Origin of the sequence: Ochrobactrum sp. 19YEA23 (assembly GCF_029909865.1) — a bacterium.
GTDB classification, from domain to species: Bacteria; Pseudomonadota; Alphaproteobacteria; order Rhizobiales; family Rhizobiaceae; genus Brucella; species Brucella gambitense.
The window spans coordinates 226,120-247,377 of sequence record NZ_JASAMQ010000007.1 but is presented as its reverse complement, the minus strand read 5'-3'; the positions used below and the strand labels follow the sequence as shown (position 1 = coordinate 247,377).

Sequence of the window (21,258 nt, the reverse complement as noted above, 5' to 3'; positions counted from 1 at the left end):
TTGCTGCGTATCGAAGGAGAATATGCATGAGTGATGCTTTTGACATCAACGACCTGAAACGCCGCATGGAAGGCGCAGTCAATTCTTTGAAGCATGATCTGAACGGTCTTCGCACCGGTCGTGCTTCCGCCAGCCTGCTTGAGCCGATCACCATCGAAGCCTATGGCGCGACGATGCCGATCAATCAGGTTGCCAATATTACTGTTCCTGAATCGCGCATGCTTTCGGTCTCCGTGTGGGACAAGAGCATGGTTGGCGCTGTCGAACGCGCTATTCGTGATTCCGGTCTGGGCCTCAACCCGATTACCGACGGAATGACGCTGCGTATTCCGCTTCCGGAGCTGAACGAACAGCGCCGTAAGGAACTGGTCAAGATCGCGCATCAATATGCCGAGCAGGGCCGTATCGCCGCACGTCACGTGCGCCGCGATGGCATGGACACGCTGAAAAAGCTGGAGAAGGACGGCGACATCAGTCAGGATGACAGCCGCGTTCTGTCCGAAAAAGTGCAGAAACTGACCGACGACACCATTGCTGAAATGGATAAGGTTGTTGCCGTCAAGGAAGGCGAAATCATGCAGGTCTAGGACCTGCATGATTATCGTATAGGGAGAGCCAGGAATGTCCGATCCGCGCCACATCGCCATTATTATGGATGGTAATGGCCGTTGGGCGAAGGCGCGTGGCCTGCCACGTAGCGCCGGGCATCGTGCTGGCGTCGAAGCCTTGCGCGAAACGGTGCGGGCGGCAGGTGACCGCGGTCTTGGCTATCTTACGCTTTTTGCGTTTTCTTCCGAAAACTGGTCGCGGCCGAGCGGTGAGGTCAATGACCTGCTCGGTCTGCTCAAGCTGTTCATTCGCCGCGACCTTGCCGATCTTCATCGTAACAATGTGAAGGTCAGCATTATTGGTGAGCGGGAAGGGCTGACCGACGATATTCGTGGTCTGCTTACTGAGGCGGAAGCCCTTACCCGCCGCAACACCGGCCTCAATCTGGTGATTGCCTTCAATTACGGTTCACGCGACGAGATCGTCCGCGCAGTCAAGAGCCTGGCGCGCGATGTCGCTGCCGGTCTTCTGGACCCGTCGTCGATTTCCGCCGAGCTGATCTCAGCCAATCTCGATACCGCTTCCATGCCCGACCCGGACCTCATCATCCGCACCAGCGGTGAGATGCGCCTGTCGAATTTTCTGCTTTGGCAGGCTGCCTATGCGGAATTCCTGTTTATGCCCGGGCATTGGCCGGATTTCCGTCCGGCGGATCTTGATGCTGCCTATGAAGTGTTCCGCCAGCGCGAACGTCGCTTTGGTGGCGTCGAGGCGCGGAGCAATCTTGAAACCAGCCTCGAAGATTGCGAAGAGGGCAGCCGGGCTATCGGGCAATAGATGTGATGACTGTTCGTTTCGCAGCCATGCTTTTCTGTTGCCGTGTTCCATCGCATCGCATGCCCTGACGCAGCGCAAGCCGAAAGGTCTCAATGTCCAATCTGCAAACCCGTATTCTCACCGCCATCGTACTCGGCGCAGCGGCCTTGTGGCTGACCTGGGTAGGCGGGTTGGGTTTCACGCTTTTCGCAATCGCTATCGGTCTGGCGATGTTCTACGAATGGACGGCACTGAGCGCTCCGCGCCAAACTTCGTTTTCCCGGATGTTCGGCTGGGCTTGGCTGGTTCTGACGAGCGTTCTTTTGATTCTCGATCGCAGCGCGTTGCTGACTATCGGTACGCTTCTGCTTGGAACACTGATTCTTCTCGCCACCCAGTGGAAAACCGGTCGGGGCTGGCCCGCAGCCGGGCTTTTCTATGCCGGGTTTTCGGCAATATCGCTTTCACTGTTGCGTGGTGACGAACCTTTCGGCTTCACGGCCATTGTGTTTTTGTTTGCTGTCGTCTGGTCCACCGATATTGCGGCCTATTTCAATGGCCGCGCCTTGGGCGGCCCGAAGCTGGCGCCGCGTTTTTCCCCCAACAAGACATGGTCTGGCGCCATTGGCGGCGCTGCGGCGGCTGTTGCAGGCGGCATTCTGGTTGCTTCACTGGTGGCAACACCGGGCAGCCTGATCGTCCCGCTTCTGGCCTTCTTGCTTTCCATCGTTTCCCAAATCGGCGATCTGGCCGAATCCTGGGTGAAGCGTCAGTTCGGTGCGAAAGATTCCGGGCGTCTTCTGCCGGGTCATGGCGGGGTGCTTGATCGCGTCGACGGGCTTGTCGCCGCCGCTGCACTTCTATACCTCTTTGGTGCCGTGATTGCAGAGCCGGATGTGCCATCTGCAATCTTCTTCAGTTTCTAAGCGGCCAGCGATTCGTAGAGTACGAGGATCGACGCGCCAGTCGCGGTCGCAGTCGATCAACGGGTGATTTGTAAGGAGTAGTGATTTGCAGGAGGCTCTGGCCTTTTTCTTCGGCGGTGAAAGCCTGCTTGTCGGGACAATCGTACCGTTCCTTTTCGTTCTTACAGTCGTCGTTTTCGTACATGAGATGGGGCATTATCTTGTCGCACGATGGTGCGGCATCGGTGCGCAGGCCTTTTCGATCGGCTTTGGCCCCGAACTGCTCGGCTTTACGGATCGTCGCGGCACGCGCTGGAAGCTTTCTGCGATTCCGCTTGGCGGCTATGTGAAGTTCATCGGCGATGAAAGCGAAACCAGTTCGCCTGTCGGTGTGGATAACAATGCGCTGAGCGAAGAAGACCGCAAGCGTGCGTTCCATACGCAGCCAGTGTGGAAGCGCGCGGCAACGGTTTTTGCCGGTCCCGCCTTCAATATTATTCTGACGATTGTCATTTTCAGCGTTTTCTTTGCGCTCTACGGCCGCCAGATCGCTGATCCGCTGATTGCTGGCGTACAGCCTAACAGCCCCGCAGCCGCAGCGGGTTTCGAACCCGGTGATCGCTTTATCAGCGTCGAGGGAGAGAAGATCACCACTTTTGCCGATGTGCAGCGCATCGTTTCGGGCCGGGCAGGCGATACGCTCGACTTTACGGTTGAGCGCGGCGGCAAGATGGTTGATCTCAAGGCAACGCCCGCCACGGTCGAGCGTGTAGATCCGCTTGGCAACAAGGTGAAGCTCGGCGCGATTGGCGTGGAAACCACGGAAGCGGTCGGCAATTTCCGCCGCATTGAATACGGCCCGCTCGAATCAGTCGGGCAGGCGGTGATGGAAACCGGCTTCATCATCAGCCGTACGGGTGAGTTTTTCACACGTTTCGCTTTTGGCCGTGAGGATAAGTGCCAACTGGGTGGACCGGTCAAAATCGCCAATATGGCGAGCAAGGCGGCAAGTGCCGGCTTCGACTGGTTGATACAATTGACGGCTATGCTCTCCATCGGGATCGGGCTTTTGAACCTGTTTCCCCTGCCGCCGCTGGATGGCGGGCACCTGGTTTTCTACGCTGTGGAAGCAATCAAGGGCAGCCCGGTGTCACCGGGAGCGCAGGAGATTTTCTACCGCATCGGATTCCTTCTTGTGATGGGATTTATGGGGTTCGTACTTTTCAACGACCTCTTTGCCTGCTAGATCAATTGCCGACTGTCTCAGGCAGCGGTCCTAGGAATTGAAATCTTGGGGGATGACGATCTTGGGGTTTATTGGTTAGACCGGCTTGTCCGGTTAAGCTGACTGCAGTGAGGCGACGCTTTGTCCGACGGAGGCCGGGCAAGGTGTTAAACAGAAGTGAACATTGGGAGCGACGACCGGAAAAGCTAAGCAATCTGTTTACCATAACTCACAATTCGCGTGGCACGGATGCCACGCTTGTTGCCTAAGTAAACAGAATTTAACCGCAACGCTTGCTTGTATGGAAAAACCGGATAATACGGTTGTATCTGTACGCATTTTTCTGGGTTAATCGTCCCGGGGACAGAAAACGAAGGTTCGGAAAGCCTATGACGGCAAGTTCTAAATTCTTTGGCGCCGCGTCCGCGCTCGCCATGTCGGTGGCTCTAGTGGCTTCGGGTACTGCAGCGCTCTCGCTGGCATCCGTGAATGTCGCGGAAGCTGCCGTTGTGAGCCGTATCGACGTTCGCGGCAACACGCGTGTTGATGCACAGTCCATTCGCGACAATATCGACATTCGTCCAGGCAAAGCCTTCACCAGCGCTGATATCGATGCCGCGGTGAAGCGTCTTTTCGCCATGGGTCTGTTTTCGGATGTCCGCATCAATCAGTCCGGCAGCACGCTTGTCGTGACCGTGAATGAGCGCTCCGTGGTCAACAATGTCCTGTTCCAGGGCAATAAGAAGATCAAGGATCCTGATCTGACGCGCGCCGTTCAGCTCAAGCCGCGTTCGCCTTACGATGCGGCGACGATGGAATCGGACAAGGAAGCTATCAAGGCTGCCTATGCGCATATCGGACGCAGCGATGCGACCGTGAATGCACGCACTGTCGATCTCGGTCAGGGTCGCGTCAACGTTGTCTATGAAGTCAACGAAGGCTCGCGCACCAAGATTGAAAATATCGAATTCGTCGGTAATCAGGCCTATAGCGGCCGCCGTCTGCGTGATGTCATTTCCACCAAGCGTTCGAACCCGCTGTCGTGGCTGACCCGTAACGACGTTTACGACGAAGGTCGTTTGCAGGCTGACGAAGAATCGCTGCGTCGCTTCTATTACAATCGTGGCTACGCCGATTTCCGCGTCGTTTCGTCGAATGCGGTTCTCGATCCGTCCACCAACGAATACACGATCACGATTACGGTCGATGAAGGTCAGCGTTATACCTTCGGTGACGTGAGCGTCGAAAGCACCGTTGACGGCGTTGATACCAACGCGCTCGGTGGTCTTGTGAAGACCCGTTCGGGTCGCGCCTACAGCGCCAAGGAAGTTGAAGATTCCGTTCTGGCTGTGACCGAAAGCGTTGCCGGTAGCGGTTATGCTTTTGCCAAGGTTGAGCCACGCGGTGATCGTAACTTCGAAAATCGCACGATTTCGGTTGTCTATAGCGTTGATCAGGGTCCACGCGCTTACATTCAGCGCATTGAAATCCGCGGCAACGACAAGACCCGCGATTACGTGATCCGTCGCGAGTTCGACATGAACGAAGGCGATGCCTTCAATCAGGTCATGGTGCAGCGCGCCAAGCGTCGCCTTGAAGCTCTGGACTTCTTCCAGACCGTCAATATCTCGACGGCTCCGGGCTCCGAGCCGGATCAGGTGATTCTGGTTGTTGATGTCGTCGAAAAGTCGACGGGTGAATTCTCCATCGGTGGTGGCTACACCACGGGCGGCGAAACGCCGGGTGCGTCTGTCGAAGGCGCGATCACCGAGCGTAACTTCCTCGGTCGCGGCCAGTATATCCGTCTTAGCGCCGGCGCCGGCCAGGACGATATGCGTAACTACGGCTTGTCCTTCACGGAGCCGTACTTCCTCGGTTATCGCATGTCGGCAGGCTTCGACGTATTCCGTCGCAGCTATCGCGTGAACGACGACTATGATGTCGAGCAGACTGGTGGCACGATTCGTTTCGGTCTTCCGATTACGGAGAATTTCTCGGTCGGTCTCGCGTATAACCTGGTTCAGGAAAAGTATGACCTGTTCCGCGATAACATCAATGGTTACTACGCTCCGGCTCTGGTCGAAGCAGCCGAAAACAGCCCGTGGCTGCGTTCGTCTGTCAGCTACTCGCTGACCTATAATTCCATCGATGACATGAAGAACCCGCATGATGGCCTTTATGGCAAGTTCACGCAGGAATTCGCGGGCCTTGGCGGCGATGCGAAGTTCATGAAGACGACCTTCAAGGGTAATTACTATAAGACCCTTGCTCAGGAAGCCGACATCGTCGGTATGCTGGGTCTCGGCGGTGGTTATATCCATGAATTTGGTAGCGACGGCGTCCGTATCTTCGATCTGTTCAAGAACAATTCGGACATCATTCGCGGCTTCAAGTTTAACGGCATCGGTCGTTACCAGGATTCGGTTTCTGGTCAGCGTTACTGGATGGGTGGAACGACCTATATCAACGGTACTGCCGAAGTGCAGTTCCCGATGCCTGTCGTACCTGAAAGCCTTGGTATTCGTGGTGCATTCTTTGCGGACGCGGCGATGCTCTATGGTGGTGCAGACGAGTTGGGCGGCGCGCCGGTTTTGGGTGACGACAAGAAGCTTCGCGCTTCGGTCGGTCTCAGCCTGATGTGGGCTTCGCCGTTCGGTCCGCTGCGCTTCGACTATGCATTCCCGGTCGCGAAGGCTGATACCGATAAGGTTCAGAACTTCAACTTCGGTGTTTCGACCAAGTTCTAACCGATTTGCCTTTCCCCGGGGCGGCTACGCCCCGGGAGAGAAAGTGTACTGATGGCAGATCCTGTCTTTTTCTCGCCTTCTCGTGAACTCACGATTGGCGACGTGGCTGATTTCACCGGTGCAAGACTTCGTGACCCGAAGCTTGCACCGCGTTCTGTTGAGCGCCTGGCTTCCATGAAGGATGCCGGAGAGGGTTCGCTTATCTTCGTGGAAGGTAAGAAGAACGCCGAGGCGCTGGCCGGAATCAAGGCTGCTGGTGTTTTTTGCAAGGAAGACGTGGCTCCAAGCGTGCCTTCGCATATGGCTGCCCTGATTACCCGCAACCCGCATCGCGATTTTTCCGCTGTCGGACGCATGTTGTTTCCAACGTCAGCCAAGCTTGAAAGCTGGTTCGGCGAAACCGGCATTTCTCCGCAAGCTTTCATTCATCCATCGGCGCATATCGAAGATGGCGCAACGATTGAAGCGGGTGCCGTTGTAGGCAAGGGCGTTACTGTCGGTTCGGGTACCTTGATCGCCGCGACGGCTGTGATCGGTGAAAACTGCCAGATTGGACGCGATAGCTATGTCGCGCCTGGCGTGACGATCCAATGCGCCTTTATCGGCAATCGTGTGTTGTTGCATCCAGGTGTCCGCATCGGACAAGACGGATTCGGTTATGTGCCCGGCGCTGCCGGACTTGAGAAAGTCCCGCAGATTGGCCGTGTCATTATACAGGACAATGTGGAGATTGGAGCCAATACCACCGTTGATCGTGGATCGCTGAGCGACACGGTCATCGGCGAGGGCTCCAAGATCGATAATCTCGTCCAGATTGCGCATAATGTGCGTATCGGTCGTTTTTGTCTTATTGCCGCGCATTGCGGCATTTCCGGAAGCTGTGTGATCGGCGACGGGACCATGCTTGGTGGTCGCGTCGGTCTTGCGGATCACCTGATCATCGGCTCGGGCGTGCAGATTGCAGCTGCGAGCGGCGTTATGAACGATATACCCGATGGAGAGCGTTGGGGGGGGCTTCCCGCACGTCCTATCAAGCAGTGGTTCCGCGATATCGCGAACATTCGCAGCATCGGGCAATCAAGAAAGGAGCAATCCTCAGATGAGTGATACGGAACAGACGAAGCTCGAAGCGGCGGATATTCAGGATCTTTTGGCGGTACTGCCGCATCGATATCCTTTTCTGTTGATTGATCGAATCGTTGATATCGATGGTGATCGTTCGGCGACTGGCATCAAGAATGTCACGATCAATGAGCCGCATTTTACCGGACATTTTCCGGAAAAGCCGATCATGCCAGGTGTATTGATCATTGAGGCTATGGCCCAGACTGCCGGTGCAATTTCGCTGCTTCAGCGCAAAACCGGTCGCCCGGGCGTTGTCTATTTCATGACCATCGACAATGCGAAGTTCCGCCGTCCGGTCGTTCCGGGGGATCGTCTTCTTTTGCATGTCAAGAAAGTCAAACAGCGCGCCAATATTTCGAAATATGAATGCGTGGCTGAGGTTGATGGTGTGAAAGTTGCTGAAGCGGAAGTCGCGGCAATGATTAATGCCGGTGAAGAAAGCCAGTGAGCATTACGATGAAAGAAACAATCATTCACCCCACCGCTCTTGTTGAGCCGGGTGTGGAACTGGGCCAGGGTGTGTCTGTCGGCCCCTTCTGTCATATTCAATCGGGCGCCGTCATTGGCGACAATTCCGTTCTGATGAGCCATGTGGTTGTCACGGACGCGACTACGCTTGGCGCGGGCGCGAAGGTCTATCCGCACGCTGTTCTCGGTTGTGATCCGCAGAACAACAAGCACAAGGGTGGTCCCACCACGCTGACGATCGGCACGAATTGCCTCATCCGCGAAGGTGTTACCATGCATCGCGGATCCGACAGCGCACGCGGTTATACAACGGTTGGCGACAACTGTTCCTTCCTCGCTTATGCCCACGTGGCGCATGATTGCGATATCGGCGATTACGTCACCTTTTCGAACAATGTCATGATCGGCGGTCATACGACTATCGGACACCACGCCATTCTGGGCGGCGGTGCGGCTGTGCACCAGTTTGTCCGCGTCGGTCATCATGCTTTTGTTGGCGGAATGGCCGCGGTGGTGAGCGATTTGATCCCCTACGGCATGGCCATCGGCGTTCATGCTCATCTGGGCGGTCTCAACATTATCGGCATGAAGCGTTCTGGCATGGAGCGCAAGGAAATCCACAATCTGCGCCATGCCGTGCGCATGCTGTTTGATCGTACCAAGCCGATTCGTGAACGCGCTATTGATGTGCTGGAAGCAATTCCAAACTCTCCGGCTGTCATCGACATGATCGACTTCATCAATGTCGATACAAAGCGCGCCTATTGCACGCCGCCGCTCGATGCGGTTCATGGCGGGGCCGGGCATGACAGCGACGAAAGCTGACACACTATCGCGTCCGTCTCTGGCGGGCGGGCGTGTCGGCATTATCGCGGGCAACGGCTTGTTGCCCGTTGTCGTGGCCGAAGCGCTACAATCAGCAGGCACTCCACCATTTCTTGTTCCTCTGCGTGAAGAAGCAGACCGGGTGCTCTATAATTACGAGCATCAGGAAATTTCGGTTGTCGAGTTCGCAAAGTTGATTCGGTCGATGAAAGCGGCTGGCGTTTCGCGGGTCGTTCTGGCGGGCGGTGTGCGCAGCAGGCCGCATCTCAGTGACCTGAAGCTCGACTGGCCGACGTTGCGGGCCGTTCCGCATGTATTTCGGGCGCTAGGGCAGGGCGACGATGCGCTGCTGCGTGCTTTCATCGGTCTTCTCGAATCATTTGGCTTCAAGGTGGTCGGCGCGCATGAAGTAGTGCCCGATCTCCTGTCTCCTTCGCCTGCTCGCATTATCACCAAAGCTGAACCGGACGCACGCGAAGCCGCAAATATTAAGCTGGCTATGGAGTCGGCTTTGCGGCTTGGTGATCTCGATGTTGGGCAGGGTGCAATTGCCGTTGGCGGTCGTGTCGTGGCGCTGGAGGGGGCGGAGGGCACTGATCTTATGATTGACCGTGTCGGAGAGCTGCGGGAAGCTGGGCGTATTCCCAAACGCGGCGGCGTCCTTGTGAAAATGGCCAAACCTCGACAGGACGAACGGGCAGATTTGCCAGCCATTGGTATTTCCACCGTGAACAAGGCCAAATGCGCCGGTCTCGCAGGAATTGCGGTTGAGGCAGGACGTACATTTATTCTAGGCTTCGGCGAGACGATAGCGGCCGCCAATGAAAGCGGCCTCTTCATACAGACGATCAGTCGGGACGGGAAGGACACATAAGGGTGAGCAACACCAGCCGGCCATTGAAAATAGCAATCGTGGCCGGTGAAGAATCCGGCGATCTTCTGGGTGCCGACCTGATTGACGCCCTGCGTCAGCAGACTGACAGACTGGTTGATCTTGTCGGGGTGGGCGGCGACCATCTGGCCGCGCGTGGCCTGAAGTCCTTTTTCGATCCGCATGAAATTGCTTTGATGGGGCTGGGCGCTATCATCAAGAACCTGCCGGGACTGGTATTGCGCATCCGTCAGACAGCGCGTCAGATCGTGGCGGAGAAGCCGGATTGCGTTCTTCTGATCGACAGTCCGGATTTCACCCATCGGGTGGCGAAAAAGATCAGGGCAGCCGATCCTTCCATCCCGATTGTCAAATATATCGCCCCAAGTGTCTGGGCGTGGCGTCCGCAGCGTGCTCGCGCGATGCGCGCCTATATCGACCATGTTCTCACGGTGTTGCCGTTCGAGGTTGACGTGATGGAGCGGCTGAACGGCCCTCAGTCAACCTATGTCGGGCATCGCCTGTCGAGCTATGCGCCGATACTCGATACGCGCGCTGCGCAGCTTGCGCTGGAACCGCAAAGGTCGGAAGCCGGCAAACATACTTTGCTTTTACTGCCTGGCTCGCGCCGCACCGAAATCCAGATGCTGATGGAACCCTTCGGCAAAGCGGTTGACCAACTTGCATCGCGCCTGGAAAAGCTTGAGGTCATACTGCCGACCTTGCCGCGTATCGAGGCCATGGTGCGCGATCTTTCGCGCGACTGGACGGTAAAGCCGCTGATCGTCGTCGGAGACGAAGAGAAGTGGAAGGCCTTTGCGCGGGCTGATGCCGCGCTTGCCGCTTCCGGAACGGTGTCGCTGGAACTGGCGCTATCGCGCATTCCAAGTGTGCTTTCCTACAAGGCGGATTGGTTTGCGCGTAAGTTCCTGATGCCGAAGATCACCATCTGGAGCGCAGCGCTGCCCAATATCATTGCTGATGAACCGGTGGTGCCGGAGTTCTTCAACGAATTCGTGCGCCCCGGAATGCTGGCCCGTAGTCTAGAGTGCCTGATGCGTCCCGGATCGGCGCGTCAGGCGCAGCTGGACGGCTTTGACGCCGTGGCTTCGGTCATGTCGACCGAGCGACCTTCCGGCGAGATCGGCGCGCGGGTTTTGCTTGATGTTATCGAGAAAGGCCGCAAGGGCTAAACAGTTCGACTGGAGCCGTTACGCGGTCCCGTTGAAACAGAACTGTTCCGAGATCAAAAAGAAACCCCGGTTGCCATTGGCAACCGGGGTTTTTGTTTTCAGCCTTTGTAGCGCTTACTTGCGCTTTGCAACCGGCACGTAGTCGCGTTCCGTCGCGCCCGTGTAGAGCTGACGCGGACGACCGATCTTCTGCTGCGGATCTTCGATCATTTCCTTCCACTGTGCGACCCAGCCGACGGTGCGGGCGAGTGCAAAGAGAACGGTGAACATTTCGGTCGGGAAGCCAAGAGCCTTCAGCGTGATACCGGAATAGAAGTCGATATTCGGATAGAGCTTCTTCTCGATGAAGTACTCGTCCGTCAGTGCGATCTTTTCCAGTTCCATTGCGACGTCGAGCAACGGATCGTCCTTGATGCCCAGTTCGCCCAGAACTTCATGGCAGGTCTTCTGCATGATCTTGGCGCGGGGATCGTAGTTCTTGTAGACGCGGTGACCGAAGCCCATCAGACGGAACGGATCGTTCTTGTCCTTGGCGCGAGCGACGAACTCAGGAATGCGATCCACCGAGCCGATTTCAGCCAGCATGTTGAGCGCTGCTTCGTTTGCGCCGCCATGGGCAGGACCCCAGAGGCAGGCAACACCAGCTGCGATGCAAGCGAACGGGTTGGCGCCCGACGAACCGGCAAGACGCACGGTCGAGGTCGATGCATTCTGCTCGTGATCAGCGTGCAGGATGAAGATGCGGTCCATGGCGCGGGCCAGAACCGGATTGACCTTGTAATCCTCGCAAGGAACGCCAAAGCACATGTGCAGGAAGTTCGATGCGAAATCGAGATCGTTCTTCGGGTACATGAACGGCTGGCCGATATGGTACTTATAGGCCATTGCAGCGAGCGTCGGCACCTTGGCGATCAGGCGGATCGAAGCGACCATGCGCTGATGCGGATCGGTGATGTCGGTCGAGTCGTGGTAGAAGGCGGACATAGCGCCAACGCAACCGACCATGACGGCCATTGGATGCGCATCGCGACGGAAGCCGGTGAAGAACTTCGTCATCTGTTCGTGGATCATCGTGTGACGGGTCACGCGATAATCGAAATCGGACTTCTGGGTTGCAGTCGGCAGTTCACCGTAAAGCAGCAGGTAGCAGGTTTCGAGGAAATCGCCGTGCTCGGCAAGCTGGTCGATCGGATAGCCGCGATAGAGCAGGGTGCCTTCGTCGCCATCGATATAGGTGATCTTGGATTCGCAAGAAGCAGTCGACGTGAAACCCGGATCGTAAGTGAACGCATGCGAATTCTTGTAAAGCGGACCGATGTCGACGACGTCCGGCCCGACAGTGCCTTGTCGCACAGGCAGATCGAACGTATTGCCGTCGAGAGTAAAGCTGGCTGTCTTGGCTGACATCATGTTTCCTTTCATGTCCACTTTGCCGCCGTTGGCGGCAGTATTGTATTCGCTGCTATAACTTGTCTGTATCTCTTGGCGGGCGTCCCAAAATGACGGGATGCCCGATTTTTAACGCATTACGGCTACGATTTTGATCGCCAAACTATCCCAAACCGTCCGCGATGCAATGCGAAATTTGAACTATTTAAGCGAGCTATGTCACGTCAGCGTGAATGATAGCACCTTAACCGATTTGATCGCGAATACGGCCCAAAGACTCGTCGCGACCCAGTACAAAAAGCACATCAAAGACGCCCGGCGAGGTAGCGCGACCGGTCAGGGCGGCACGCAGTGGTTGCGCAATCTTGCCCAGTTTCAGTCCGGTTTTCTCTGCATGGGCGCGAACCACCGCATCCAGTGATTCAATGGTCCATTCTCCGGCAGCTTCCAGATCCGGCAGCACGGACTTCAAAACGGCGCGGCCTTCTTCGTTGAGCAGCGAGGCGGCTTTTTCGTCGAGATCGAGCGGGCGGGCAGCAAAGATAAATTTCGCGCCATCTGCAAGTTCAACGAGCGTCTTGGCGCGGTCCTTCAGACCGGACATTGCCGCGAGGAGCTGAGCGCTGCGCTTGTCATCAAGCGCTGCGGCCAGTTCCTTGCCGCCTTCGATTTCCGGCAGAACTGCAATCAGAGCATCGAACAGGGCTTTGTCGTCGCTACCACGCATGTAAAGGCCGTTGATCGCTTCGAGCTTCTGGAAGTCGAAACGGGCAGCGCCTTTGTTGATATCCGTCACGTCGAACCATTCGATCATCTGCTCGGTCGACATGATTTCGTCGTCGCCGTGGCTCCAGCCAAGACGTACCAGATAATTGCGGAGCGCTGCGGGCAGGTAGCCCATGGCGCGATAGGCATCCACGCCGAGAGCGCCGTGACGCTTGGAAAGCTTTGCACCATCCGCACCATGGATCAGAGGGATATGCGACATCTGCGGCACATCCCAGCCCATGGCGTCATAGATCACGGTCTGACGCGCTGCATTCGTCAAATGATCGTCGCCGCGAATAATGTGCGTGACGCCCATGTCGTGATCATCAACGACAACCGCGTGCATGTAGGTCGGTGTGCCGTCAGAACGCAGAATGATGAAATCATCGAGATCCTTGTTGGGGAAGCGCACATCGCCCTGTACGGCGTCGCGCACGAGGGTTTCGCCTTCCTGCGGGGCCTTGATGCGAATGACCGGCTTTACGCCTGCAGGCGCTTCAGAGGGATCACGGTCGCGCCAACGACCATCATAACGCGGCGGGCGGCCTTCGGCACGCGCCTTTTCGCGCATTTCTTCCAGCTCTTCCGGCGTCGTGTAGCAATAATAGGCTTTGCCTAGAGCGACGAGTTCTTCGGCGATTTCGCGGTGACGCGGCGCGCGCTTGAACTGCGAGATCGCATCGCCTTCCCAATCGAGGCCAAGCCATGTCAGGCCGTCAAGAATGGCGGCGGTGGCTGCATCGGTGGAACGTTCACGGTCGGTGTCTTCGATACGCAGCAGCATCTTGCCGCCAGTATGCTTGGCATAGAGCCAGTTGAACAGGGCTGTACGGGCACCGCCGATATGAAGATAACCCGTGGGCGAAGGGGCAAAACGGGTGACGACCGGTTTCGACATGGTAGCTCCACTCTATTGCGCGCCCGTCAAGACAGCGGCAATTGCCGGGGCAGGGGCGCAAACCTGAATTCTGATGCTCGCCGCCAAGAGCGAGAACGAGGATTTCTATAACGAAAGCCTCTCGATTTCGACTGGCGTTCATGTAGCATAGGCAGCACTACGCGCAAGGGCTTCGCGTTTGTTTCGGCTCCTTGCGGCATTGTTCTTTTGGGGTATTTCGACAAAAAGACCTTTTTTGCAGTCAGGCGGGGGCATGACGCGCTTAGGTGATATGGCCAAGGTCTCGGATGAGGCCAATGAGCGGGTGCTTGTCAAAAGCCTGCCCGATGGCCTAACGCGCTCTTATCTCCCCGAACCTTGGCCCGAACCTGCAACCACGCCTGCCGATCATGATAATAAGGACCAGCCGCCTGATGTTAAACCAACCGGCTGGCGCGACACAGTCGCCGACGTTGCGAGAAACGCTCCCGCGGCTTTTGAGGAAGCTATCCAACTCGAAACGGCGCGTGGAATTTTCTTCCTGCTCATTCCGATTTTCAGCGGCTTGGGCGCAGTGGTCTATTTCACCTTCTCCTTCGAGCCGGATTGGACGCCCATTCTGGCCCTGCTGGCTGGGCTGGCAATTGTTCGCATACTGGCGCGGAAGCACTTTTTTGCCGGGCAGGTGCTGACGCTCGCGCTTGCTTTCCAATTGGGGCTTGCCAGCGGAAAGTGGGAAACCGAACGCATGGCGACACCAATGCTCGGTTCCGATGTATCAACGCGCGTGACTGGCCGGGTTGTGGCGCTGGATGCACAGGATAATGGAAGCTGGCGCATCACACTCGATTTGCTGACAACAGAACGCCCAACGCTGCGCTTTTCACCGACACGCATTCGCATCAATGCCCGCGATATACCGGCGGACACATCGATTGGCGGCGGCTTGACCGGCTTTGCGCGGCTGCGGGTGCCGTCAGGCCCGGTTCGCCCCGGCAATTATGACTTCTCCTTTCATGCCTATTTCAACGGTATTGGAGCAAACGGCTTTTTTCTGGGGAACCCAAAGACAGCAAACGTTCCGCCACTGACAAGCCTTGTGGCCGAAATCAGCGAATGGATTGCCTTGCTCCGTGTACGTGTTTCGGAACGGGTCGAAGAAGTGATAGGCGGGGAAGACGGCAATGTCACTGCCGCATTGATCGCCGGGACGCGTGGTGGCATCAGCGAGGAAACCAATGACGACCTGCGCAAGGCGGGTCTGGCACATATTCTCTCCATTTCTGGCCTGCATATGGCGCTGGCGGCAGGTGTCGTCATGTTTGCGCTTCGGTCTGCCTTTGCGCTCTTTCCGGCTTTCAGTGTTCGGCACCCGGTCAAGAAATATGCCGCCTTCCTGTCCTTGCTGGCTTGCGCATTCTATCTCGCCATGTCTGGCGCGGATGTTGCAGCGCAGCGCAGCTTTATGATGATTGCCGTCATGCTCAGCGCTTTGCTGTTCGACCGCGCGGCACTCAGCATGCGCAATCTGGCAATCGCAGGCATGGTGACCATAGCGATTTCGCCGCATGAAATACTCGGGCCGAGCTTTCAGATGTCCTATTCGGCAACGGCTGCGCTGATTGCCGGTTATGCCTGGTGGGGGATGCGTAGGGCCAAAAAATCGCAGGATGTGGAGAGGCGCGCGGCTTCGCCAACGGTTGGTTTGCCAACGAAGATCGTTAAATCAGCCGTTGCTGCTGCCGGAACGTCATTGGTAGCCGGAATTGCGAGCGGCATATTCGCCGCCTATCATTTCAACAATACCGCACCGTTCGGGCTGATTGGCAATGTGCTGGCCGATCCGGTAATCGCAACTTTGGTGATGCCATTCTCGGTTCTGGGCCTCGTGTTGATGCCGCTCGGCCTTGACTGGCTGCCTCTGACAATCGCCGGATCTGGTATCTGGATCGTCCGCGCTCTTGCGGGTGTCATCGCGTCCTGGTCGCCTGATGGCAATCCCGGAGCAATGCCGGTCGTGGCTCTAACCCTCTGGACCGTAGCACTCGTGATCGCGGTATTGTTCACAACGCGACTCAAAATTCTGGCACTACCATTTGTTTTAGCGGGATTTATCGCCTTCCTGCATGAGCCATTCCCGGATGTGGTGATCTCGGAAGATGCAAAGCTGGTTGGCGTTCGTCTGCCCGATGGCCGCTTTGCTATGAACCGCGACAGACCGTCGAAGTTCACCGTCGACAACTGGAAAACCGCCTATCTCGCAACGCAATTTCTGATACCGCAGCATGCAAAAGACAGGATGCGGGGAATTCCGACCGACGGCTTTATCTGCGAAGACGAATTATGCACGATCACATTACGCGATGGGCGTGTACTGGCCTATACGGCTGACCCTGCCGTTCAGGACGTCGCCTGCGATGTCGGCGATATCGTTATCCTCGCGATAGCCGGAAAAACACCGGGATGTGCGCATCAGAAGAAGCTCGTCATCAACCGCCGTGATCTGGCATTGCGAGGCACCGTCGAAATGAGGCTGGGCGATAAGAAGGACCCGACAGGCACTTCCTTCACGGCTCTCGCTGGCGATCTGACGTCCGTAAACAACAGCACGCCTCAGCGGCATAATTTTACCGATCCGCATTTTGACGACAGGCTAGCCTTCGCCATCGATGAGCCACGGCGTCCATGGCATCTGTTCAGGCTCTATTCACGCGCGGCACGTGGCTTACCTGATCGGGAATATAAGAAGAAGCAGCCTGCTCAAAAGGCAGAAACGCAATGCCCGGCCACTGACGATCAGGAGCCGGGCAGATGCGAATGATAATAGTGTTTTGAGCGCGTTGCGATTCAATTAGTCGGCGGATCAAGCCGTCTTTTCACGCATGTCCGTCCGAAAACGCGGTTCCATTTTCGGACCTAACGATCAGTACCGGCGGATCAATCCGACCAGCTTGCCCTGCACGCGAACGCGGTCTGGGCCAAAGATGCGTGTTTCATAGGCGGGATTTGCGGCTTCGAGTGCAATCGATGCGCCCTTGCGGCGAAAACGCTTCAAGGTCGCTTCTTCATCATCGACTAGCGCGACAACGATTTCACCCGGATTGGCAATGTCACCGCGTTTGATGATCACTGTATCGCCGTCGAAAATTCCGGCCTCGATCATCGAGTCGCCCTTGACCTCAAGCGCATAATGTTCGCCAGCACCGATCATCTCCGGAGGGAGGCTGAGCGAATGCGTCTGGCTCTGGATAGCTGAGATCGGCACACCAGCGGCGATGCGGCCCATGACCGGCACCGATACCGTTGCAGACACATCATCATTGGTCGCAACAGGCGCAGAGCGTAATGGCTGCACAGGCGCAGGAGGTGCTTTGCCCAGACTGCCTTCGATAACGCTCGGCGCAAATTTCTTCTGCGCGTTCAGTCCGGGTGCAATCGAATCCGGCAGACGCAGTACTTCCAGCGCGCGCGCACGGTTCGGTAGCCTGCGAATAAAGCCGCGTTCTTCCAGAGCGGTGATCAGTCGATGAATGCCCGACTTGGAAGCAAGGTCGAGCGCTTCCTTCATCTCGTCAAAAGAGGGCGGAATACCTGTTTCTTTCAGACGGTCATGAATGAACAGCAGAAGCTCGTGCTGCTTACGGGTCAACATGCGCGACACCCTCCGGCCAGATAAGAATCGAGAAAAACAAAACCAGAACGAACACTATATGTTCCAGTCTTGTTCTGCAATGGTTTTAAAATGATTAACGGGCGGCCAGCTCGTTGCCGGAATGTTCACAGGGCGGGCTAACGCGGCATCTGAGATTCAATGAAGTGTTTTTATTTCAATTCATTACAGCGCTTGCTTTGTTCTGTTTCTAAGAAGCGCAAGCGTTCACACAGCTGGGTTTTAACGTAGCATGAGTACGCGACACGAACTGCCTTCATCTGCTGCCGGGGCGTTTTCGTCACGAATGAGCAATGCATTGGAACCGACGAGTGCTGTCAGCATGGACGAATCCTGTACTGGAAACGGTGTCGCCTGCAGTGTTCCATCGCTTTGTGATTCGACCGTGGCACGCACAAAATCGCGCCGATGGTCATTGGCAGGCATCGGCTGGCCGAGTTTCGCCGGGCGGATATCTGCTGTCAGATCGGTGCCGGCGAGCTTCGCAATGAGCGGGCGGAGAAAAACGAGACTGCAGACGAGGCTTGAAACCGGGTTTCCGGGCAGGCCGATCACGTGAACAGTTTTGCTGTCGACCGTCTTGCGCCCATACATGAGCGGCTTTCCGGGGCGCATGGCAATTTTCCAGAAGTCGAGATCGACACCGCAATTGCGCAAAGCGCTATGTACATAATCGCGATCACCGACCGATGCGCCGCCGATGGTCACCAGAACATCAATTCCTCGGTTCAGAGCGGTAGCAATAGCCGCTTCGATCTGTGCGGGATCATCCGGGATGATTCCCATATCTTCGGATTTGCCGCCAGCGCGGCGCACGATGTCGGCAATGCCGACACTGTTTGAGGCGACAATCTGGTCCGGTCCGGGCTCCGCTCCGGGAGGGACAAGCTCATCGCCGGTCGCCAATATGGATATACGCGGCTTGCAAAACACATCGAGCGTTGGATTGCCGCTCGCGGCAGCCAGTGACAGCGCGGGTGCGTCCAGTTCGCGACCGACCGATATGACGGTCTTGCCGGGAGCAAAATCGAGACCAGCCCGGCGGATGTGACGACCGGGTTCCATGCCTTCCAGAATGGTCAGCTGATCGCCGGAGCGTTCGGTATGTTCCTGAATGACGATCGTATCGGCAGCTTCAGGCATCGGAGCGCCGGTGAAAATGCGCACAGCCTGTCCGGGCTGCAAGGCGCCTTCGAAGCGCTTTCCAGCAGCGGACTCACCAATAACGGTCAATTGACACGGATAGGCGGTTTCCGCAGGCGCTATCAGCGCATAGCCATCCATGGCCGAGCAGTCGAAAGGCGGCTGCAGGAAACGGGCCTCAACGGCGCGGGCAACGACGCGCCCGCCTGCTTCGTTCAGCGTAACAGTTTCAAGGCCATGCGGTTCTGCGGAGGAGAGTATACGCGCCAGAGCATCTTCGACCGGGAGAAGGGACATCGTATTTCCTCTCAAACTCAGTTTTGTGAGGCCGCTTCAGGCCTTCCAGTCGCCAGATTTGCCGCCGCTCTTTTCGACAACGCGAATATTGCCGATTTCCATATGGTGATCGACAGCCTTGGCCATGTCGTAAATCGTCAGGCAGGTCACGGAAACTGCTGTCAGCGCTTCCATTTCAACGCCGGTGCGGCCTTTCAGCTTGGCAAGCGCTCGCACGCGCAGGCCGGGCAATGCGTGGTCCGGTGTGATATCGACCGCTACTTTGGTCAGCATGAGTGGATGGCAAAGCGGAATGAGGTCGGCGGTTCTTTTCGCAGCCATAATGCCTGCAAGACGCGCTGTGCCGATTACATCGCCTTTGGCTGCATCGCCCGCCAGAATGAGCGCCAGTGTTTCCGGTTTCATGGTCACGCTGCCTTCGGCAACGGCCTGACGCTCCGTCTCGTCCTTGGCGCCGACATCCACCATATTGGCAGCGCCGGACTGATCGAGATGGGTGAGCTTGGCCGCGTCCGAGGTCATGCCATTACGCCTTGCCGGTCAGAAGCTCGCGTGTGGCGGCGGCCACATCGTCCTTGCGCATCAGGCTTTCGCCGATGAGGAACGTGCCAATGCCTGATTTTTCCAGACGCAGGCAGTCATCGTGGGTAAAGATGCCGCTTTCGCCAACCAGCAGACGGTCGGCAGGGGCCATTTTCGACAGACGTTCGGAAACGGTCAGACTGACCTCAAACGTGCGTAGGTTGCGATTGTTGACGCCCAGCAGACGCGAGGAAAGCTTGAGCGCACGTTCCATTTCGGCCTCATCATGCACTTCGATGAGCGCATCCATGCCGAGTTCGAATGCGGTTTCTTCCAGCGCCTTGGCCAGATCATCATCGACGCTTGCGAGGATGATCAGAATGCAGTCCGCACCCCAGCTGCGCGCTTCATAGACCTGATAGGTATCGAACAGGAAATCCTTGCGCAAAGCGGGCAGATTGCACGCAGCACGCGCTGCCATCAGGAATTCCGGCGCACCCTGAAAGGATGGCGTGTCCGTCAGAACCGAAAGGCAGGCAGCGCCGCCATCTTCATAGGCCTTTGCCAGCGCTGGCGGGTTGAAATCCGGGCGGATCAGACCTTTGGAAGGGCTGGCTTTCTTGATTTCGGCGATCAGTGCGAATTTATCGGCTGCACGCTTGGCTTCAAGCGCCTTGAGAAAACCGCGGGGTGCGGCCTGATCCTTGGCGCGCGCCTTCAGGTCTTCAACCGTGTGACGCGCCTTGGCAGCAGCGATTTCCTCGCGCTTATAGACTTCGATCTTACGGAGAATGTCGGTGGACATGATGCGCTTCCTCTCGTCAGACTGTCTTGTCGTTTGAGACAGCGATTACTTTTTGCAAAACGGCCAATGCCGCGCCGCTATCAATGGAATGGGCTGCCTGAGCGATGCCGTCCTTCAGATCCTCGGCCTTGCCTGCGATCACGAGTGCTGCGGCGGAGTTGAGAAGAACGATATCGCGATAGGCGTTCTTGGCGCCTTCGAGAACGGCGATCAGGGCCTTGGCATTTTCCGCAGCATCGCCACCCTTAAGCTCTTCCGGCTTGCAGCGGCGCAAACCGACTTCCTCAGGCGTGATCGTGAATGTGCGGACGGTGCCGTTTTCAAGCGCTGCGATCTGCGTTGTACCTGCGGTGGTCATCTCATCCAGACCATCCCCGTAAACGACCCAGACGGCCTCCATGCCGAGTTCATTGAGCACATGCGCCAGAGGCTCAACCCATTGGGCCGCGAATACGCCCAAAAGCTGGCGCTTCACGCTTGCCGGATTGGCGAGCGGGCCGAGTATGTTGAAGATCGTGCGGGTTCCAAGTTCCACGCGGGAAGGGCCGACGTGGCGCATGGCGGAATGGTGCATCGGGGCGAACATGAAGCCGAGACCGGCTTCCCGGGCGCTGCGTCCAATGGTTTCCGCATCGGCTTCGATATTGACGCCAAGTGCGGCAAGCGTGTCTGCAGCGCCGGAGCGCGAGGACAGGGCGCGGTTGCCGTGCTTGGCAACCGGAACGCCAGCGCCAGCCACGACAAAGGCCGAGCAGGACGAAACATTATAGGAACCGGACTGATCGCCGCCGGTGCCAACAATGTCGATGGCGTTTGCCGGGGCGACGACCGGCAGCATGCGCGACCGCATGGAAGCGACCGCGCCGACGATTTCCGGCACGGTTTCGCCGCGCACGCGCAAAGCCATCAGAAAGCCGCCGATCTGCGAAGGCGTTGCCTGACCGGACATCATGATGTCGAACGCGGCCTTGGAATCCTCTTGGCTCAGTGGTTCGCCGGAGGCCGCTTTCGCGATGTATGGTTTCAGATCAGCCATTTTCTTTCTGCCGCTTGTTTATGTGAA

18 protein-coding genes are annotated in these 21,258 nt (G+C 57.0%); 11 read left to right on the top strand and 7 right to left on the bottom strand.

Annotated elements, in window-relative coordinates; translation table 11 throughout:
* Positions 1-26: 26 nt before the first annotated feature.
* From frr to lpxB, 10 genes are all read left to right on the top strand, one after another.
* Complete coding sequence (gene frr, locus QBD01_RS18710; protein ID WP_078340836.1) at positions 27-587, top strand: ribosome recycling factor; 561 nt, start codon at positions 27-29, stop codon at positions 585-587.
* A gap of 34 nt (positions 588-621) precedes the next feature.
* A complete protein-coding gene (locus QBD01_RS18705; protein WP_280994065.1) occupies positions 622-1,386 on the top strand; it encodes an isoprenyl transferase in 765 nt (254 codons plus the stop codon).
* 92 nt (positions 1,387-1,478) lie between these two features.
* Positions 1,479-2,291, top strand: coding sequence for a phosphatidate cytidylyltransferase (locus tag QBD01_RS18700; RefSeq protein WP_280994064.1), 813 nt, complete (start codon positions 1,479-1,481; stop codon positions 2,289-2,291).
* An 85-nt stretch (positions 2,292-2,376) separates the two neighbouring features.
* Positions 2,377-3,516: an RIP metalloprotease RseP gene (gene rseP, locus QBD01_RS18695; protein ID WP_182521838.1), complete on the top strand. Its 1,140-nt coding sequence runs from the start codon at positions 2,377-2,379 to the stop codon at positions 3,514-3,516.
* Positions 3,517-3,884: 368 nt separating this feature from the next.
* On the top strand, positions 3,885-6,242 hold the full coding sequence (gene bamA, locus QBD01_RS18690) for an outer membrane protein assembly factor BamA (protein ID WP_280994063.1): 2,358 nt from the start codon (positions 3,885-3,887) through the stop codon (positions 6,240-6,242).
* A gap of 51 nt (positions 6,243-6,293) precedes the next feature.
* A complete protein-coding gene (gene lpxD, locus QBD01_RS18685) occupies positions 6,294-7,349 on the top strand; it encodes a UDP-3-O-(3-hydroxymyristoyl)glucosamine N-acyltransferase (protein WP_280994062.1) in 1,056 nt (351 codons plus the stop codon).
* The gene (gene fabZ, locus QBD01_RS18680; RefSeq protein WP_280994061.1) at positions 7,342-7,815 is read left to right on the top strand and encodes a 3-hydroxyacyl-ACP dehydratase FabZ; all 474 of its coding nucleotides are present in this window, start codon (positions 7,342-7,344) and stop codon (positions 7,813-7,815) included. Before lpxD ends, fabZ begins: the two co-directional genes overlap by 8 nt.
* An 8-nt stretch (positions 7,816-7,823) precedes the next feature.
* Positions 7,824-8,660, top strand: a complete 837-nt coding sequence (gene lpxA / locus QBD01_RS18675; RefSeq protein WP_182521842.1) for an acyl-ACP--UDP-N-acetylglucosamine O-acyltransferase — start codon at positions 7,824-7,826, stop codon at positions 8,658-8,660.
* The gene (locus QBD01_RS18670) at positions 8,641-9,534 is read left to right on the top strand and encodes an LpxI family protein (RefSeq protein WP_280994060.1); all 894 of its coding nucleotides are present in this window, start codon (positions 8,641-8,643) and stop codon (positions 9,532-9,534) included. Before lpxA ends, QBD01_RS18670 begins: the two co-directional genes overlap by 20 nt.
* A 2-nt stretch (positions 9,535-9,536) precedes the next feature.
* A complete protein-coding gene (gene lpxB, locus QBD01_RS18665) occupies positions 9,537-10,724 on the top strand; it encodes a lipid-A-disaccharide synthase (protein ID WP_280994059.1) in 1,188 nt (395 codons plus the stop codon).
* A 114-nt stretch (positions 10,725-10,838) separates the two neighbouring features.
* Here the strand turns inward: lpxB and gltA are convergent, their stop codons facing one another.
* Positions 10,839-12,131 carry a citrate synthase gene (gene gltA / locus QBD01_RS18660; RefSeq protein WP_182521919.1) on the bottom strand — a complete coding sequence of 431 codons (1,293 nt, stop codon included), beginning with the start codon at positions 12,129-12,131 and terminating at the stop codon, positions 10,839-10,841.
* A 226-nt stretch (positions 12,132-12,357) separates the two neighbouring features.
* Positions 12,358-13,779, bottom strand: coding sequence for a glutamate--tRNA ligase (gene gltX / locus QBD01_RS18655; protein WP_280994058.1), 1,422 nt, complete (start codon positions 13,777-13,779; stop codon positions 12,358-12,360).
* A gap of 253 nt (positions 13,780-14,032) precedes the next feature.
* On the opposite strand from gltX, the gene QBD01_RS18650 reads away from it, so the two are divergent.
* Entirely contained in the window at positions 14,033-16,579 is a 2,547-nt protein-coding gene (locus QBD01_RS18650) for a ComEC/Rec2 family competence protein (RefSeq protein WP_280994057.1), read from the top strand.
* A gap of 102 nt (positions 16,580-16,681) precedes the next feature.
* Here the strand turns inward: QBD01_RS18650 and lexA are convergent, their stop codons facing one another.
* The 5 genes from lexA to trpD all read right to left on the bottom strand — a co-directional run bounded on the left by lexA (position 16,682) and on the right by trpD (position 21,231).
* Complete coding sequence (lexA, locus tag QBD01_RS18645) at positions 16,682-17,410, bottom strand: transcriptional repressor LexA (protein ID WP_078340389.1); 729 nt, start codon at positions 17,408-17,410, stop codon at positions 16,682-16,684.
* Positions 17,411-17,650: 240 nt separating this feature from the next.
* On the bottom strand, positions 17,651-18,868 hold the full coding sequence (glp, locus tag QBD01_RS18640) for a gephyrin-like molybdotransferase Glp (protein ID WP_280994056.1): 1,218 nt from the start codon (positions 18,866-18,868) through the stop codon (positions 17,651-17,653).
* A gap of 36 nt (positions 18,869-18,904) precedes the next feature.
* Positions 18,905-19,390, bottom strand: coding sequence for a cyclic pyranopterin monophosphate synthase MoaC (moaC, locus tag QBD01_RS18635; protein WP_280994055.1), 486 nt, complete (start codon positions 19,388-19,390; stop codon positions 18,905-18,907).
* A 4-nt stretch (positions 19,391-19,394) separates the two neighbouring features.
* Complete coding sequence (gene trpC, locus QBD01_RS18630) at positions 19,395-20,195, bottom strand: indole-3-glycerol phosphate synthase TrpC (RefSeq protein WP_280994054.1); 801 nt, start codon at positions 20,193-20,195, stop codon at positions 19,395-19,397.
* Between the two features lie 16 nt (positions 20,196-20,211).
* Entirely contained in the window at positions 20,212-21,231 is a 1,020-nt protein-coding gene (trpD, locus tag QBD01_RS18625; RefSeq protein ID WP_151589505.1) for an anthranilate phosphoribosyltransferase, read from the bottom strand.
* Positions 21,232-21,258 lie beyond the last annotated feature (27 nt).

Bases quoted from the DNA above. Each gene is read 5' to 3' on its own strand.
- frr (WP_078340836.1), top strand. From the start codon at position 27: ATGAGTGATGCTTTTGACATCAACGACCTGAAACGCCGCATGGAAGGC.
- QBD01_RS18705 (WP_280994065.1), top strand. From the start codon at position 622: ATGTCCGATCCGCGCCACATCGCCATTATTATGGATGGTAATGGCCGT.
- QBD01_RS18700 (WP_280994064.1), top strand. From the start codon at position 1,479: ATGTCCAATCTGCAAACCCGTATTCTCACCGCCATCGTACTCGGCGCA.
- bamA (WP_280994063.1), top strand. From the start codon at position 3,885: ATGACGGCAAGTTCTAAATTCTTTGGCGCCGCGTCCGCGCTCGCCATG.
- lpxD (WP_280994062.1), top strand. From the start codon at position 6,294: ATGGCAGATCCTGTCTTTTTCTCGCCTTCTCGTGAACTCACGATTGGC.
- fabZ (WP_280994061.1), top strand. From the start codon at position 7,342: ATGAGTGATACGGAACAGACGAAGCTCGAAGCGGCGGATATTCAGGAT.
- lpxA (WP_182521842.1), top strand. From the start codon at position 7,824: ATGAAAGAAACAATCATTCACCCCACCGCTCTTGTTGAGCCGGGTGTG.
- QBD01_RS18670 (WP_280994060.1), top strand. From the start codon at position 8,641: ATGACAGCGACGAAAGCTGACACACTATCGCGTCCGTCTCTGGCGGGC.
- gltA (WP_182521919.1), bottom strand. From the start codon at position 12,131: ATGTCAGCCAAGACAGCCAGCTTTACTCTCGACGGCAATACGTTCGAT.
- gltX (WP_280994058.1), bottom strand. From the start codon at position 13,779: ATGTCGAAACCGGTCGTCACCCGTTTTGCCCCTTCGCCCACGGGTTAT.
- QBD01_RS18650 (WP_280994057.1), top strand. From the start codon at position 14,033: ATGACGCGCTTAGGTGATATGGCCAAGGTCTCGGATGAGGCCAATGAG.
- lexA (WP_078340389.1), bottom strand. From the start codon at position 17,410: ATGTTGACCCGTAAGCAGCACGAGCTTCTGCTGTTCATTCATGACCGT.
- glp (WP_280994056.1), bottom strand. From the start codon at position 18,868: ATGTCCCTTCTCCCGGTCGAAGATGCTCTGGCGCGTATACTCTCCTCC.
- moaC (WP_280994055.1), bottom strand. From the start codon at position 19,390: ATGACCTCGGACGCGGCCAAGCTCACCCATCTCGATCAGTCCGGCGCT.
- trpC (WP_280994054.1), bottom strand. From the start codon at position 20,195: ATGTCCACCGACATTCTCCGTAAGATCGAAGTCTATAAGCGCGAGGAA.
- trpD (WP_151589505.1), bottom strand. From the start codon at position 21,231: ATGGCTGATCTGAAACCATACATCGCGAAAGCGGCCTCCGGCGAACCA.